Origin of the sequence: Siphonobacter sp. SORGH_AS_0500 (assembly GCF_002838835.1) — a bacterium.
Taxonomy (GTDB): domain Bacteria; phylum Bacteroidota; class Bacteroidia; order Cytophagales; family Spirosomataceae; genus Siphonobacter.
On record NZ_NHPP01000009.1, the window covers coordinates 118,134 to 133,965 of the forward strand.

Below are 15,832 nucleotides of genomic sequence, written 5' to 3' on the forward strand. Positions count from 1 at the left end.
GGCTATGGCCGAAACCACGTTACGATCAGTCCCACTAATGCGGGCAAAGCCTGCACGAAAATAATGGAACGGGAAGCCGTCAGCCCTCCGTAGATACCCGCTACGGTTACACATCCTAAAAAAATAAAGCCACATTCTTCGACCACTCCGGATCCGAAATTCCTAAGGACCAAAATAATCCAGCGGCTAAAAAGCCGTTGTATAGTCCCTGATTAGCCGCTAAACCTTTCGTGGGCTCAAAAAGATGAGGGGGCAAACTTTTAAAAGTGGCTTTGCCTCGCGTGGTCCAGGCGAACATTTCCATCCAGAGAATATAAACGTGCTCTATAGCTACCAGAGCGATTAGAATCATGGAAAACGTCATCATTTACTAAAAGGGTTATGATCGAGTAGGAACAGATTTTTTAATTTTTATTTTATCCACTGTGAGGCATTCAAAAGTAGCTTATTTTAAGCTTTTTAACTTAGCCTTAAAAAAGTCGCTTGTACAAAAAACCTAATTTATACAACATTCCGTCGTAGAATTGCGTAAGTATCAAAAAGACGACCGATTCTGAAAAGTGAAATCGGTTCCATATTAATCATTTTGAAGCTGTGCATTATTTTCTGATTACAGAATTTTTCAACCCATTACTATCTCATTATCAATTTCTTACTGTCAGAAATTCTTTTCACGCTGATTAAATAACATATCCCTTCCAACCTTTTAACACGAGGCCGGGTCTGTTTAGTGATTTTTTAGTTATTCCAGTACTAGGAAAGAAACCATTTCGGCTCTACCCATGAACCAATCCAACAAAAAAGCAGATGTCATTTTTGACTGTGAACGAATGAGGCATGCTCATACGGGTCTGTATCATTTCTGTCTACAACTAGGCAATGCTTTGATGCTTAACAGAAATCATTCAAATCATCGTCTAGGCTTTTATTTGCCCTCAAAAGAGGCTTCGCTTTTTGGTGAAAACCCTTACAATAAAAGCCATAGTTCGCTCCATAAATACGCCATGCCTTTTGCCAATAAGTATTCGGTATGGCACGGAACGTATCAGGATTCTAACTATTTTCCGTTGCGAAGTTCAACCAAAAAAGTATTAACGGTTCATGATTTAAACTTTCTTCACGAAAACAAGCCTGCCGATAAAATTGCCAAGTATATCAAGAATTTGCAGGATAAAATTGATCGAACGGATCGCATTGTAACGATCTCCAATTTTGTAAAAAAAGAGATTGAAGAAACCATGAATCTTCGGGGAAAAGAAATTCAGGTTATTTACAATGGCTGCAATATTAACGAGCATATTCGACCCATCAAACCTCAGTTTTCGGTAGAAAATCCTTTCCTTTTCAGTATCGGTACGATTGCTCCCAAAAAGAATTTTCACGTATTACCCGCCATGTTGCTGGACAATGATCTGGATTTAATCATTGCGGGAACGATGTTTCATAAAGAATACCACCAGAAAGTTTTAAGTGAATCCAAACGCCTGGGTGTGCATAACCGGGTACATTTGACGGGCCCTATTACGGAAGCTGAAAAATACTGGTTACTTAAAAATTGCGATTTATTCTGTTTTCCATCCTTGGCTGAGGGCTTCGGATTACCCGTGATTGAAGCCATGCACTTTGGCAAAAACGTGGTTCTTTCGGATTCAACGTCCTTACCTGAAATCGGCGGTCCTCATGCTCATTACTTTGACGGGTTCGATCCCGATCAGGTGAGTATGTTAACCACCAAAATTCTGGAAAGCATTGACACGCAGGCTGAAAGTCAGCAGATCAAAGCCTGGGCTCAGCAATTCAACTGGAGAAACACTGCCGAAGAATACTGGCAGATTTACAAAGAGTTACTGCAGGATTAAGCCATCAAACAAAAGCGGTATCAGCAATGCGGGTACCGCTTTTGTTTGAAATAGCCCTTATAGATTCTTCTGATTTCTATTCAAAACGCTTATGATTAGCTTTTTTACCGTTTCCATTTCTTCTGGTTTACTGGACGCGATGAACAACGTTAAACTGGCCAGAGCTTCATTGCTAATCAGGGTAAACCCATTCTTGGTATAGAGCATTTCATTTTCGTTCAGAAACAATAGAAAACAGGCCGCCGCAATGCGTTTGTTACCATCAACGAATGCATGATTTTTGACAATCAAATAAAGAAGGGTAGCTGCTTTTTCTTCAATGGAGGGATAAAAGTCCGTTTCGCCAAATCCCTGAGCAATCTGAAGTGTTGCACTCTGAAAACCCTGGTCTTTTTCTTTTCCAAATATTGCCGACTCAAAGTCGGTTCTCATCGCATCAATCACCTGGAAGTAATCCTTCAGGTCAGGGTAGACTGCCGGGCGTTTCGTAAGTCCAAGCTTGTCCAGCCTTTCATGGTCGTAATCATCCAGCAACTCAAGCCCCGTTGAATACCAGCTAAGCCATTGGATCTCTTCCGACCTACTTTTACTTTCGATGGCTCGGCTTAGTATTCGAATGCCTTCTTTTAAGGTCTGAATCTGCTGTTGTTTCTGCTCCAGCCGTTTTTCATTAAGGGCATACCCTTGTATCAAATACTCCTTTAAACGCTGCGTAGCCCACTGCCGGAATCTGGTTCCCTGCCGAGATTTGACCCGATAGCCCACGGATATAATCAGATCAAGATTATAGTGTTCGATTTGATAGGTTTTACCATCAGCAGCAGTTGTCGCAAATTTTGCGACAACTGCATTTTCGATCAATTCTGCCTCCTGAAATACATTATTAATATGCTTGCCTATGGTCTTCACATCTCTATCAAACAGATGAGCCATTTGCATACGATTTAACCACACGGTTTCCTCTTCAAACTTTACTTCGATCTGCGTATCTCCCTCACTACTCTGATAAATTTCAATGGGGTTGTCCATAAATATATATTTATCTTTTTGCCAATATTAAGTATAAAAACTTAATAAATTAACTAATTTAAAGGTATATACCTTTTTCCATAAACAAAAACGGTACGACCCAAATGAGCCGTACCGTTTCTATAGATCACCTTATTAACAATTAAGGATTAGCACTTGCTGGAGCATTCTTTAATGAATTAATCCAGGCTGCAATTTTAAGAGCATCGCCTTTAGGAACCTGAGGCATCGGTGGCATCTCCGTGGCATAACCAGGCCAGTTCTGAGGCTTAGGGTTATAGATCAAATCCACGATCTTCTCATTTGAATAGTTACGCTTGGCTACTTCTTTATAAGCTGGTCCTACCTGGCGTTTATCAGCGTTGTGACAAGCCAAACAGGTGTGTTTGGAAAGTAGTGGCTTCACTTCTTCGTAAGTAGGCACCTTTGTTTTCACAGTAGCACCGACCTTGGTAACATCCGTCTTCGCATTTTTACCAGCAACTGCTTTAGCAGGCGTTTTTGCAGGAGCGGCGGTCGTAGGGGTAGCCGAATTTTTCGTGCTTGTTTGCGAAATAGCTAACTTCTCGCCCGTTGGGATATTGTTGAGCGTATAGTAAGCATTAGGGTGAACCAGGCTAAACTTGCTGTTTTTCTCCCGAATGCCGTCCAGCGTTAACTGGTGTACGTAATACTGACGCAGGTTATCAACGATGATACGAGCTTTGAGCCCATCGGCGGATACCTTCACGCCTTTTACGGGATTCTCTTCTTCGTTAATCGTTGGACTTCCGTAGGTTGAGTGATATTTATAGATGAAGCTTTTTACTTTATAGCTTGCTAAATCTTCGGCACTCGCAGCATCAATGGGCTGGGTAAATTCTACTTCAAAGCCGTCAGGCATGGCACGAACGGCTTTCATTTCGAAAGGAGTTTTACCCGTCCAAACCAGACGTTGCAAGCCTTCATTCGCTTCCCCGGCTGAACCCCAACCCCGGTTGGTTTCACCGACAAATAATGAGTTGTCTTTACCAAAAGCCATACGTAATACGCCGGACTGGAAACCCGAACGGAAATCAAAGGCTGCTCCCTGAAATTCGCCGTTTACTTTTTCCATAAATACCCGCATGATTTTCGATTGGCCCTGATCCCCTACCAGCATTTGGCCAGCGAAAGGACCAAAAGCTCCTTTGGTATCATCTGTGATGATTTCCGAGTTAGAAATCCCCAATACTCCGTGAGGTAACCAAACAACGGGAAGCTGAATTTCAGGGAATTTTTTCTTGGCTTCGAATAACAGTAACGGATTCTTCTCTGAAGCATCGTTTTCGGGCTTAATGGCTCGGCCATTGGCATCCCGGCGACGACGCTCATCGTAGGTTTTGTAGAATTCTTCCTGCGTAAGTTTTACGGGAGAGCCAGGCAGGTTGCTCCAGCGTAGCCCGGCAGGGTGTCCTACGAAAGCTCCTTTTTTCACGTGCCAAACGCCACCTGAACCCATCCAGTCACCTTGGTTATCCGTGTAAAAAAGTTCGCCGTCAATCATGCCTAGTCCGCACGGAGAACGCATACCCGTTGCCCAGGGCTCCATTTTTCCGTCGGGAGAAATTTTCATGACCCAACCGCGGTAAGGCACTTTACTCTCCCCTCTCCACCATTCTTCATTACCAAAGGCTACGTTAGCACTCACAAAGAAACTGCCATCGGGAGCGATTTTAGGACCGAAGCTATACTCGTGGTAGTGACCAGAGATTGGCCAGGCGTATACGGTATGGTACTGATCGGCTTTTCCGTCACCGTTGGTATCCGTCAGACGGGTTAACTCTCCGCGTTGAGCACAGTAGAAAGAGCCATCTTTGTAAACCAGACCCAGGATTTCGTGCAGACCACTGGCAAATTTGCGGAAGTGCGGTCTAGGGCTACTGGGATTTTCAATCACCCAAACATCACCCCGACGCGTCGAAACAGCTACGTCTCCGTTGGGCAGGGAAGTTACCCCGCCAATTTCCAGTACGATGCCTTCCGGCGTACTTACTTTAACAATTTTATAGAGATCGCTTTCAGCCGGAGAACTGTCCTGAGCCAGTGCAGCCGTCGCCATTCCCAGACTCAAAAGCGTCGCTTGAAGAATACGTTTCATTGACAATGCGTTATTAGGCAAGTCCCGAGAAGCCGAAGCAGTCAGCACCTGCACTATACTATTTAGAATAGAATTTCGTAGTTGATTTTGTTAGCCGAAACGGGCATAATCAGCTCCTGCCGATCCCCGGATTTGCGAAGCGTCGCTCCTTTTACGCGTACGTAATAAGCCTTACCATTAATGGCATACAGACCGGGCTCAACTTCGTTAATGTCTTGCCCAGTAGCTACCAGGTGATAGAGATTAGAGCCTGGGTTTTTCACCGTAATTTCCCGGCTTAAGGCCTTATTTCCGTCCGATAAACGAATGGCATCGCTTACCTGCGTGGAGCCATACGCGTAAAGGAAAGTAGGATACCCTGCTTCGTCTACGTCATAGCCCATGGGTTTATAATTTTCTTTACCTGAAAGCGTATCACTCCATGCGGCTGAAGAAGAACCTAAAACGGCAAAATCAGGAAAATCGTTAAAAGATACCAGCACGCCACGGGGACGGGAAGAACCATCGCCGCGATTGTGCCACATAGGCGTAGCATCGAGGAAATCACCTTTCCAGGCTTGCACTAAAGCTCCATTGTCCAGATCAAACGTATAGTGTAAGCCCTGAGGAGAACCTACCTGTACCGAGTGAACCACGCGTTTGCCTCTGCGGCCTTCTTTCGTGTACAAATCCATGAAGCTCCGGGTAATGGTTGCTTCACGGGCATCGATCAGAATCGGATCCGTAGCCGGGTTACTTAGTAAGGAAGAACCAGCCGTCAGCGTTGCGTGACGAAGGCCGGGACCTTCTACTTCAACGGCCAGACCAGGGCGTACCCACTCATCGCGTTTTACGTATTCAACTTCCACTGTGGCTTCACCAGGAGAAAGCTTCACCTTACCCGAACGGAACTGACCAGGCTGACCAAAACCTTCCGCAACTACTACTTTGTTATTGACTTTCAGGCGAGAAGTACCTCCGGCTGAAAGGTAAAAAGTATATTCGCCTTCCGTGGGGATTTTTACTTTGGAAATAGAAACCAAACCGAAATTATTCGTCAGGTTAGCTACGTCCCAGGTTACCTCTGGACTGCTTCCGGTGTTACTGGCCTTGAGCTTCGAGAAATCAGGAATTTTAGAAAAGGCATCATCATTACTAGGTTGATACACCTTATAAGCATTTCCCGTCAGTTGTAAGGGTTGTGCATTGTAGTTGCGGTACGTCATGTTTTTGAACGCAACCGCACCGTGATCTCCCTGAATCATTATGGGACCTTTGGCCGCTTCTTCTTCTGAGATGGGGCCGCCCGTAGGACCTGAAAGTTCTACGTTTTCCTGAACTGTAACGCCGTTGAGAACCAGTTTAAGTACCTTGGCATTTTCAATCTTTTTGCCGCTAGCATCAAAACGGGGAGCCTGGAAAGAAATTTCCATGTGTTGCCAAAGTCCTGGAGCCTTACCTGCGTTGACGCGGGGAGCGTGTCCTTCGTATAAACGGCCCGAAGGCAATTCACGACGCTTGTAAATACCGCCTACATCGCCGTAAGTAGGCACGTTAACGCCCCAACTATCAAGCAATTGAATTTCGTAACGTCCTTGCAAATAGAAACCTGAATTGGAATGCACGGCCATCATAAAGTCAAACTCAAAATCAGCATCACCGTGCTCGAAAGCCGTCAGTAAATTGGCCCGGTTTTTATCACTGGGCTGATTCACTAAAACGCCCGATCCGGGCTTGGTCGTTAATACTTCTTTTTGCTGAAGATCTGCGGCTGCGTCCCCGACAATCTTCCAATTGCCAGCATTGGTGGGACGAAACGCACTCATGTCGGTTAGGGTAACAGGTTGAGCAGGGGTACCGAACTGAGCCGAGGCTATGGTGCTCAATCCAGCCACAAGCCATCCGGCAGCCCATAGCCCAAGAAGAGGTTTTTTCATGTTAACGTTGAAATGTGAAAGGTAAACAACTACAAAACAAAGCAGTTTTACAATCTTTTCAACTCATGAATCTCCCAAAAAATTAAACTTATTCTACTCTAATCACAATTTCACTCGTTTCGGCTAATGCTGTGCAGGTTAGAATCTCACCCTCAGCGAGTTCTCGCTCGGTTAATACGTCATTAATGGTCATTTTAACCCGTCCTTCCTGACAAAGAGCGACGCAGGTACTACAGCGTCCACCCCGGCAACTGTAGGGCAATTCAATGCCTGCTTTCAAAGCTGCTGTGAGGATGTAGGTTCCGGCTTCTACGGCTAATGCATGCGACTGCTGACGGTAATGAATCGTTACTTTAGAAGCAACGCCAAAGCCTTCGGGAACCTGAGGTGTTACCATCGGAATCACAAAGTTTTCCTTCCTGATTGATTCTGCGTCAAAACCCATAAAAATGAGCACGATGCGAACCATTCGCATGTAATCTTCAGGGCCGCAAATGTAAAATTCGGGCTTCCCCCATCGAGCGTGATGATACTGATTGACAAGTTTTTCAAGTAAGGTATTATTAAGCCGTCGCCCTGCGGCATCTCCCCCCGGATTACTCCAGATGTGTTCAATGAACAAACGGTTGGGATATAACTCTTGCCACTCTCCAAGTTCAGCTAGAAAAATAGTGCTACGTGGATGGGTATTGCTGTAAATAAGAACAACCCGGCGATCCGGCTGTTGGGTTAAGACGGCTTTTAAAATCGAAAAAATGGGTGTAATGCCACTCCCTGCTGCAAATAGGAAGATATCTGACTTTTCCTGCGAAGGCGAAGCCAGCGTAAAGCGACCTGAAGGGGGCAGGCTGTTGAGAATTGAACCTACCTCCAGGGTTTGCAAAAGCCAGCGGGAAATTTCTCCATTAGGCACTCGCTTGATCGTTAATTTAACGTCCGTATCTACTCCTGGCGTAGAACTCAGCGAATACGAACGTCTGATTTCATGGCCTCATGAATTAATCCTAGCGTTAAAAACTGCCCAGCCTCGTAGGACAGGCCCTGACCATCCGTGGGCTCAAGCGTATAGGTTTTACTTTCTAAGGTTTCATTCTGAACTGCCTTTACTCGCAGTTGAATCCAATCGGCCATTTTGTTAATTATTTAATCAAATTCCTGAATTACTAATTCCTGCTGACATAGGGTTGTCAGAACCACCATCTATTTTTGACTTTACCGTCCAACGTGAGTTAATTTTATAACCAACCGTATCATTGAACCTGCCATTTTCAGTCATTATTACTTATTTTGTCTAAAAAAATATATTTTAAACAAATTAAGCAACTATCATGCTTGTTTTAAAAGAATATTTACGAACTTTCGAACCGATTCAGCCAAATTCTCTAATAACCTCAATTCTATGTATGTTTCGATCTTTTCTTATCCTTTCATTGGCCTGCGAAAGTAGGTGTATGGGCTAGTACTATTCTTCGTAGACCATCCCTAAAAATCCCCGTTCCACCCAAAGCGGTATTATACGAAATTTTCCAGGGAGATCTTTGTATGCCAGTCGTTTCATGAATCGGTAACACGCTCGTTAGGCGACCTGACCCAGCTAAGTTTCAGACTGAATTACTAGTATCACTAAAAAGCCCCTTGTTGACTATTACCAGGAGTTCTATACACCTCTCTGTCTACTCCTCAGGTAAGCCAACGTACCCAATGGCTTAAGCAGCTTTCTGGCTAAAGTCCGCAGGGCATTACTCTCGTTTTCCTCTATTTATCCGCCGCTTCAGATTACGCATCTGAACTTGTGCACGACCACCATTCCCAATGAAAAACTCTATCTAAATCGATGGGGCTTACTGCTGTGTATGCTTTGGGCAAGTTATGGCAGTTACGCTCAATCTGCTTTTTCACTCCAACAGGCCATTGAATACGGCCTTAAAAACAACCGAAACGTTACCAATGCTCAGTTGGATCTAGCCATCGCCAAGGCCCGCATTGGCGAAACCAAGGCCATGGGTCTGCCTCAGGCCAACGTGGCTCTGGGCCTTTCGCATACCATTAAGCCGCAACCCTTTTTCATGCCCCCCGGCATGAGCTTTATTCCCGGCGAGCCTGCTCCGCCGGGTGATGAAGAACTTGCGTTGGCTTTTGGCGGGGTTCGTTACAACTCCAGTGCCGTGGCTAGTCTGAACTGGCTGTTATTCAGTAACTCGTATTTACTGGGCCTTAAAGCCGCGAAAGTATATACTGATCTGTCCAGTAAAAACATTACCGCCAGCAAGATTACGGTGGCTGAAAACATTACGAAGGCGTATTATGCGGTTTTAGTCAATGAAGAACGCTTGAATTTGCTGGAAGTAAACGTGCATCGACTCGATACATTACTGCGGGATACGAGGGCTTCAAATCTGGAAGGGCTCGTTGAGAAAATTGACGTACAACGCATTGAGGTGCAGCGAAACAACCTGGTCACCGAGCAGCAAAACGTGCAACGGTTGCAGGACCTGGCCTATATTCTGCTCAAGTATCAAATGGGTCATCCGCTGGACCAATCCTTTGAATTAAGCGAGAAACTAGCCAAGCTTTCTTTTTCTGAAGAAATGATTCAGGCTATTAAACGCCCTTTCCAGTACGGCGACCGCATTGAATATGCTACACTTCAAACTCAGCGGGATTTACAGACGATTGATGTTAAAAACGTTCAGCGGAGCCTTTGGCCTACCCTTTCTTTGCAGGGAACGTATGGGTATTATAATGGTCGTCAAAGCATTGCCCGTTTCATTACTCGTCCCTGGTTGGATGCGGGATCCATTGGTTTTGCTATTAATGTTCCTGTGTTTGATGGTTTTACCCGCCGTTACAAGCTTTCTCAATCGCGAAGCAATCTTTTGAAAGTAGAAAACAATATGGAGCTTCTTAAGCAAAGCATTGATCTACAACTAAGTCAGTCCGAAATTCAGCTTCGCAATTACTGGTTTACGCTACAGGAACAGCAAAAGAACCTGGATTTGGCTCAGGAAGTCCTCCGGGTTACCCAAATCAAATACAAAGAAGGCGTAGGCTCCAACATTGAAGTCATCAACGCCGAAGCCAGCTTCCGCGAGGCCCAGACCAACTACTATACGGCTCTTTACAACGCCATTGTGGCTAAAGTGGATCTCGACAAAGCCGCCGGAAAGCTCTACGTCGAATAATCTCATCTCCTATCATCGCAAGAAATACAATCATGAAAGTCACCTACTTATTTATTCTCACAGCTCTTTTAGTCGCTTGTTCTCAAAAAAAAGAAGGTCTGGAAGGTAAGAAAGAAGAGTTAGCGGAACTAAAAAGTGAGCAGGCCGAAATCAACACTAAAATCAAAAAGCTGGAAGGTGAAATTGCCAAGCTTGATCCTAAAAAAGCCGAAGAAGCAAAAGTAAAAGCCGTCTCGGTTCAGCCGCTGCAAGCCAGCACGTTTGAACACATGATTGAGGTGCAGGGCAGCGTTGATGCCAAAAATAACGTACAGATCAGTCCTCAAGCTTCGGGTGTAATCAAAGCCATTCTGGTCAAAGAAGGCGATGCCGTGGGCGTAGGAACCACCTTGGCCCGCATTGACGATAGCATCTTGAAGGAATCCATCGAAGAAACCAAAAATCAACTTTCGTTGGCTCAAACGCTTTATGACAAACAAAAGCGGCTCTGGGATCAGCAAATTGGTACGGAGATTCAGTATTTACAGGCTAAGAATAATAAGGAGGCCCTGGAAAAACGCATTGCAACCCTACAGGTTCAGCTCAACCAATCGCGTGTATCTGCTCCGATTGCGGGAACGGTCGATCAGGTAGACGGCAAAGTGGGTATGATGGCTACGCCCGGCGTGCCCTTAATGCGAATTGTGAATTTGAGTAGTCTGAAAGTAGTTGGAAAAGTGGCGGATACGTACGTGGCTAACATCCGCCGGGGCGATGCGGTAACAATCAAGCTCCCCGATGTGAATAAGGAAATTAAGGCCAAAATCACGTTTGTTTCCAATACCGTTGATCCGCTTTCCAGAACTTTTACCATCGAAGCGACCCTGCCTTCGAACAAGGAGTTCAAGCCTAATATGCTGGCTCAAATGCTCATTAATGACGTAACTAAACCTCAGGCTTTGGTAATCGAACAAAACCTGATTCAAATACGGAAAATGGGCAAGTCGTGTATGTAGCCGTGCAGGAAGGCGGTAAAAAAATCGCTAAAGCCAGACCAGTAAAAACGGGGCTGAGTTACAACGGCAAAATTGAGATTACCGAAGGCCTTTCTGCGGGTGACGAGCTTATTACGGTAGGCTATCAGGAGTTAACCGATGGACAGCCCATTAGTTACTAATCTGCCATTTAACCTTCATTCGAAATGAAATTCGAAGAATATAAAACCCTCGGTTTTACCAACTGGTGCGTGGAAAACCGAACCACCGTCTACATCTTCACGGTAATTATTACCCTGGCGGGATGGCTGGTTTACAGCAATTTGCCCAAAGAGCAGTTTCCCGATATTAAAGTTCCGCAGGTTTACATTAATACGGTATACTTTGGCACGGCTCCCGCCGATATTGAAAACCTGATTAATAAGCCCATTGAAAAGCAGTTAAAATCGCTCAATGGGGTAAAATCAGTGAAGTCTAATGCTCTCAATGATGTATCCGTCATTCTGGTAGAATTTTTGCCGGAAGTGAATTCGGAAGTAGCCCTGCAACGGGTTCGCGATGCGATTGATAAGTCCAAGCAGGATTTGCCGGTGAAGCTTGATGCGGGTCCTACCGCTCAAAACGTAGAGTTTTCCGAGTTTCCAATCATGAACGTGAATTTGGCGGGTAACTTCCCCCTGCAAAAACTCAAGGACTACGCCGAAGATTTACAGGATGCTTTTGAAGGTTTACCCGAAATCAGCCGCGTAGATATTGTGGGAGCTTTGGAGCGGGAAATTCAGATCAATGTGGATTTAGCCCGCATGCAATCTTCCGGCTTAACCTTCTATGATATTCAACAGGCCGTTCAGGGCGAAAACATTAATATCTCGGGTGGTGAATTAAATGTCAACGACGTCAGAAGAACGCTTCGCGTAAAAGGAGAATTCACGGATGTAGCCCAAATGCGGGAACTCCAGATTCGCACCTCTACGGGGGCAACCGTTCGCCTGGGCGATGTGGCTCAGGTAGAAGACAGTTACGAAGAGCGGCAGGACTTTGCCCGTCTCAATAATAAATCCGTTGTCACGCTAAACGTAATCAAACGGGCGGGAACTAACCTGATTTCTGCCTCGGAAGGCATTGAAAAAATCATCGAAGAATACAAGACCAATCAGTTGCCTGCGGGACTGAACGTTATCATTACGGCTGATCAGTCCGAGCGAACCAAGGCCGACATTCACGATTTGATTAACACCGTAATTCTCGGCTTTATCTTCGTAGTGCTTGTGTTGATGTTCTTTATGGGCGTCCGCGATGCCATCTTCGTCGGGCTTTCCGTGCCACTTTCAACGCTCGTAGCCTTCGTCTGTTTTCCGCTGGTTGGTCCCTTAATTGGTTCGGTCTTTACGCTCAATACGCTGGTATTATTCGCTTTCTTACTCGGCCTTGGCATTGTGGTAGATGACGCAATTGTAGTTATTGAAAACACGCACCGACTGTTTAATCAGCATAAAGACTGGGACATTAAGCAGGCCGTCAAAGCAGCCGCGGGCGAAGTATTCGTGCCCGTACTCTCAGGAACACTGACGACCATTGCTCCTTTTTTCCCACTCTTATTCTGGCCGGGCATTGTGGGAGAATTCATGAAGTTTCTACCCATTACCCTCATCATTACCCTGTTTGCTTCGCTTTTTGTGGCCTACGTCATGAACCCGGTTTTTGCCGTAACTTTCATGCAACGCCACGACGATCAGCACGGGGCTCACGTAGAGGTCAATCATCGCAAAGCGATATTCAAGCCTACGATCAGCCTGTTAGCAGTAGCTTTGGTAGGTTACCTTATTCACCGTGGTGTCGGTAACTTCTTTATTTTCCTTTTGCTGCTGTATTACTTTAATCATTTTATCCTGACGCCTCGAATTCTGGTGCCTTTTCAGGAAAGAATGTTACCTAAACTTCAGCATGGCTATCGCAATCTTATTAGCTGGGTCATTACGGGGTATCGCCCGGTCTTTGCCGTGGGAGCAGCCATAACTTTACTGATTATTTCCTTTATAGCCGTAAGCATTCGCCAGCCAGCAGTCGTATTTTTTCCCAGCGGCGAGCCTGATTATGTCTACATTTATAACGTCATGCCGGTGGGAACAGATGCGGTAGTTACTGATAAAACCACCAGGGAAATCGAGCGACGGGTCTTTAAGATTCTCCAGGAGAACAAAGCCATGGGAGCCGTGAACTCAGTTATTTCCAACGTGGGTAAAAATGCAGGAGATCCCTTCAATCCCGACCGCTCAGACACGCCGCATAAGTCAAAGGTTACCATTGCTTTTGTGAAAAGCGTGGATCGGAATGGCGTTTCTTCCCAAGCCATGCTGGAAAAAATCCGCACAGCCGTACAGGGCATTCCAGGCACTGAAATCTCGGTCGAACGCGAGCAAAACGGGCCAGCCACGGGTAAGCCCATCCAGATTGAAATCTCAGGTGATGAATTTGAGCCTTTGATGAAGATTGAGAAGGAATTTCGGCAAAAAATTAAGGAAGCGGGTATTGAAGGAATTGATCAGCTAAAATCGGATTTAATTACCAACAAACCCGAAATCATCGTTCAGATTGATCGCATCAAAGCCGAGCGGGAAGGCATTAGTTCTCAGCAAATTGCGGGTTCAATCCGAACGGCTTTATTCGGTCTGGAGATCAGTAAATTCCGCGATTCCAAAGATGAGTATCCCATCATGCTTCGATTAAAACCCGATGATCGTAGTCAAATTGAACGACTCTTGAGTCAGGAAATCGTCTACCGGGATATGAACATGGGCGGTCAGCTTCGCAAAGTTCCTTTATCAGCTGTCGCAACCATTAGTTACTCCACCACCTACAGCCAGATTAACCGTAAAAATCAGCAGCGGGTTATTACCCTAAGTTCAGATATCGTACCCGGAGCCAATGCCAACGCCATTAACCTGCAAATTACCCAGGTAATGAATCAGATGGAATTGCCCAATGGCTACCACATTCAGTTGGGTGGCGAGCAGGAAGCTCAGGCTGAAACGACAGATTTCTTAGTCGTAGCCTTCCTCGGAGCAATTATGCTGATTTATCTGATTCTGGCCACGCAGTTTAACTCGGCGGTGAAGCCCATTATTATTTTCAGTACGATTCTTCTTTCGCTGATTGGCGTATTACTAGGCTTTTCGATATTCAATCAAAGTTTTTCAGTAATCATGTCGGGCGTAGGGATTTTCGCCCTGGCTGGAATTGTAATTAAAAACGGCATTCTTTTGATTGAATTCACCGAAGAGCTTCGTCAGCGGGGGTTTCCCTTGAGAAGAGCCATCATCGAAGCGGGTGGCATTCGCATGACCCCCGTGCTTTTAACAGCCTCTGCCGTAATTCTGGGTCTGATTCCGTTGGCTATTGGCCTGACCATCGACTTTGCTGGTTTTTTCTCCGACCTAGCCCCTAACATTGTGGTCGGTGGAGATAGTGCCGTATTCTGGAACATCCTGGCCTGGACCATTATCTATGGGGTTATTTTCTCGACCATCCTGACACTGGTTATCGTGCCCTGTCTCTATTACATCAATGAAAAAGTACGTATGAAATGGTTTGGTAAAGTAGATCCAGCCGAAGGCATGACCATGCCTGAATCAGCAGAAGCCGCTATTTAAGGCTATGAAAAAGAAAAGCGGGCTTGTCTATGAGTTTAGATAAGTCCGCTTTTTGCTTAGTCAATACTTACTTTTTTAAAGGCACCCATTCATAGAGCTTTCCTTTCTTTCGAATATAACCCATCCCTGGAAAATCAAGGTGAGCTCCGGCAATCAGGTAATGATGAGTAGCCGCCTGCTCCAGCAGTTTTTTTCGCTGAATGGCCGCAGCCATTGTATCCCGATCAAAGTAGGTGCTCAAGCAGGGTTCTCGCAGTTGAATCGGAGCTGAGTGAATGCCGTCGCCAATAAACAACAGAGTTTCTGTCCCACTGCTCAATCGGTAATGCGTATGACCCAGGGTATGGCCGGGACTCGCCAGGGCTGTAATGCCTTCCAAAAGCGATGATCCAGCCTGAAAAGTCTTCAAGCGATTTGCTTTTGCATAAGCATCCACCACCCGACGGGCCTGAATAAAACCTTTTTTCTCGCTTTCGGCAGCCGCATCCTGCTGGGTTTTACTTAGCCAAAATCATGGTCTACCTGGTTTACATAGAGCGTTGCCTTAGGAAAAACGCGTTTTCCTTGGTCAAGTAGACCATTGGAGTGATCAGCGTGAATGTGGGTTAATAAAACTACATCAATCTGAGAAGGATCATAGCCCGCCCTCTTTAAATGAACAGGTAATTGACCCAGCGAAGAGCCCATGCTACTACCCGCTCCCGCATCGATTAGAATCAGTTTTGATCCGTGTTTAATCACGTACGCATTCACCGAGACGGCCACGGGATTCTTCACCCGGTCCAGATTTAATAAACTATCGACCACGCCTTTTTTAGCCTGGGGAATCAGGGCATTAAAGTTCAGGGTAATCGAGCCGTCACTCAGAGCAGTAATCTCATAATCATGAAACGCATAAGAAAAGAAACCAGTCGGAGCCAAAACGTGTTGGGCACTCAGGCCCGTAAAACCGAATATCCCGGCAATAAATAATAGTAAAGTTTTCATTGGAAGTTATAAAAAGGGGGTATCACCCAGTTACACTTCCAAAAATCGAGGGATAAAACGAATCCTTACCAGCAGGGAAATTCGATTCAAAGGGGGAAAAAATTAACCCTATCTGA

12 protein-coding genes and 1 pseudogene are annotated in these 15,832 nt (G+C 45.5%); 5 read left to right on the forward strand and 8 right to left on the reverse strand.

All coding sequences use genetic code 11. From position 1 onward, the window contains the following. Window positions 1-2: 2 nt before the first annotated feature. Window positions 3-367, reverse strand: a pseudogene (locus BWI96_RS12500) (DUF1304 domain-containing protein). A 415-nt stretch (window positions 368-782) separates the two neighbouring features. On the opposite strand from BWI96_RS12500, the gene BWI96_RS12505 reads away from it, so the two are divergent. After that, complete coding sequence (locus BWI96_RS12505; RefSeq protein WP_106636968.1) at window positions 783-1,859, forward strand: glycosyltransferase family 1 protein; 1,077 nt, start codon at window positions 783-785, stop codon at window positions 1,857-1,859. 57 nt (window positions 1,860-1,916) lie between these two features. Here BWI96_RS12505 and rhuM read toward each other — a convergent pair whose 3' ends face one another. The 5 genes from rhuM to BWI96_RS22400 all read right to left on the reverse strand — a co-directional run bounded on the left by rhuM (window position 1,917) and on the right by BWI96_RS22400 (window position 8,054). Further along, window positions 1,917-2,888 (reverse strand): virulence protein RhuM/Fic/DOC family protein, encoded by a 972-nt coding sequence (gene rhuM / locus BWI96_RS12510; protein WP_106636969.1) that lies wholly within the window; start codon window positions 2,886-2,888, stop codon window positions 1,917-1,919. A gap of 142 nt (window positions 2,889-3,030) precedes the next feature. After that, a complete protein-coding gene (locus BWI96_RS12515; RefSeq protein ID WP_106636970.1) occupies window positions 3,031-5,007 on the reverse strand; it encodes a hypothetical protein in 1,977 nt (658 codons plus the stop codon). Between the two features lie 62 nt (window positions 5,008-5,069). Beyond that, the gene (locus BWI96_RS12520) at window positions 5,070-6,923 is read right to left on the reverse strand and encodes a family 16 glycoside hydrolase (protein ID WP_106636971.1); all 1,854 of its coding nucleotides are present in this window, start codon (window positions 6,921-6,923) and stop codon (window positions 5,070-5,072) included. An 88-nt stretch (window positions 6,924-7,011) separates the two neighbouring features. Further along, entirely contained in the window at window positions 7,012-7,905 is an 894-nt protein-coding gene (locus BWI96_RS12525; RefSeq protein ID WP_369804164.1) for a 2Fe-2S iron-sulfur cluster-binding protein, read from the reverse strand. Then, window positions 7,884-8,054 (reverse strand): hypothetical protein, encoded by a 171-nt coding sequence (locus tag BWI96_RS22400; protein ID WP_232793704.1) that lies wholly within the window; start codon window positions 8,052-8,054, stop codon window positions 7,884-7,886. Before BWI96_RS22400 ends, BWI96_RS12525 begins: the two co-directional genes overlap by 22 nt. Window positions 8,055-8,713: 659 nt before the next feature. Here BWI96_RS22400 and BWI96_RS12530 point away from each other — a divergent pair. Genes BWI96_RS12530 through BWI96_RS12540 form a run of 4 tightly spaced genes read left to right on the forward strand, consistent with a single transcriptional unit; the run spans window position 8,714 to window position 14,729 of the window. After that, the gene (locus BWI96_RS12530) at window positions 8,714-10,105 is read left to right on the forward strand and encodes a TolC family protein (RefSeq protein WP_157830348.1); all 1,392 of its coding nucleotides are present in this window, start codon (window positions 8,714-8,716) and stop codon (window positions 10,103-10,105) included. Between the two features lie 32 nt (window positions 10,106-10,137). Next, the gene (locus tag BWI96_RS12535; protein WP_369804156.1) at window positions 10,138-11,100 is read left to right on the forward strand and encodes an efflux RND transporter periplasmic adaptor subunit; all 963 of its coding nucleotides are present in this window, start codon (window positions 10,138-10,140) and stop codon (window positions 11,098-11,100) included. After that, on the forward strand, window positions 11,091-11,261 hold the full coding sequence (locus BWI96_RS23305; RefSeq protein WP_369804157.1) for a hypothetical protein: 171 nt from the start codon (window positions 11,091-11,093) through the stop codon (window positions 11,259-11,261). The genes BWI96_RS12535 and BWI96_RS23305 overlap by 10 nt, the downstream gene beginning before the upstream one ends. A gap of 24 nt (window positions 11,262-11,285) precedes the next feature. Further along, complete coding sequence (locus BWI96_RS12540; protein ID WP_106636973.1) at window positions 11,286-14,729, forward strand: efflux RND transporter permease subunit; 3,444 nt, start codon at window positions 11,286-11,288, stop codon at window positions 14,727-14,729. Between the two features lie 67 nt (window positions 14,730-14,796). On the opposite strand, the gene BWI96_RS12545 is transcribed toward BWI96_RS12540, so the two are convergent. Then, on the reverse strand, window positions 14,797-15,138 hold the full coding sequence (locus BWI96_RS12545) for an MBL fold metallo-hydrolase (protein WP_198555245.1): 342 nt from the start codon (window positions 15,136-15,138) through the stop codon (window positions 14,797-14,799). A 92-nt stretch (window positions 15,139-15,230) separates the two neighbouring features. Further along, window positions 15,231-15,716 carry an MBL fold metallo-hydrolase gene (locus BWI96_RS12550; RefSeq protein WP_106636975.1) on the reverse strand — a complete coding sequence of 162 codons (486 nt, stop codon included), beginning with the start codon at window positions 15,714-15,716 and terminating at the stop codon, window positions 15,231-15,233. Window positions 15,717-15,832: the final 116 nt, after the last annotated feature.

Coding starts and splice junctions, on each gene's coding strand:
- BWI96_RS12505 (WP_106636968.1), top strand. CDS start 783: ATGAACCAATCCAACAAAAAAGCAGATGTCATTTTTGACTGTGAACGA.
- rhuM (WP_106636969.1), bottom strand. CDS start 2,888: ATGGACAACCCCATTGAAATTTATCAGAGTAGTGAGGGAGATACGCAG.
- BWI96_RS12515 (WP_106636970.1), bottom strand. CDS start 5,007: ATGAAACGTATTCTTCAAGCGACGCTTTTGAGTCTGGGAATGGCGACG.
- BWI96_RS12520 (WP_106636971.1), bottom strand. CDS start 6,923: ATGAAAAAACCTCTTCTTGGGCTATGGGCTGCCGGATGGCTTGTGGCT.
- BWI96_RS22400 (WP_232793704.1), bottom strand. CDS start 8,054: ATGGCCGATTGGATTCAACTGCGAGTAAAGGCAGTTCAGAATGAAACC.
- BWI96_RS12535 (WP_369804156.1), top strand. CDS start 10,138: ATGAAAGTCACCTACTTATTTATTCTCACAGCTCTTTTAGTCGCTTGT.
- BWI96_RS12540 (WP_106636973.1), top strand. CDS start 11,286: ATGAAATTCGAAGAATATAAAACCCTCGGTTTTACCAACTGGTGCGTG.
- BWI96_RS12550 (WP_106636975.1), bottom strand. CDS start 15,716: ATGAAAACTTTACTATTATTTATTGCCGGGATATTCGGTTTTACGGGC.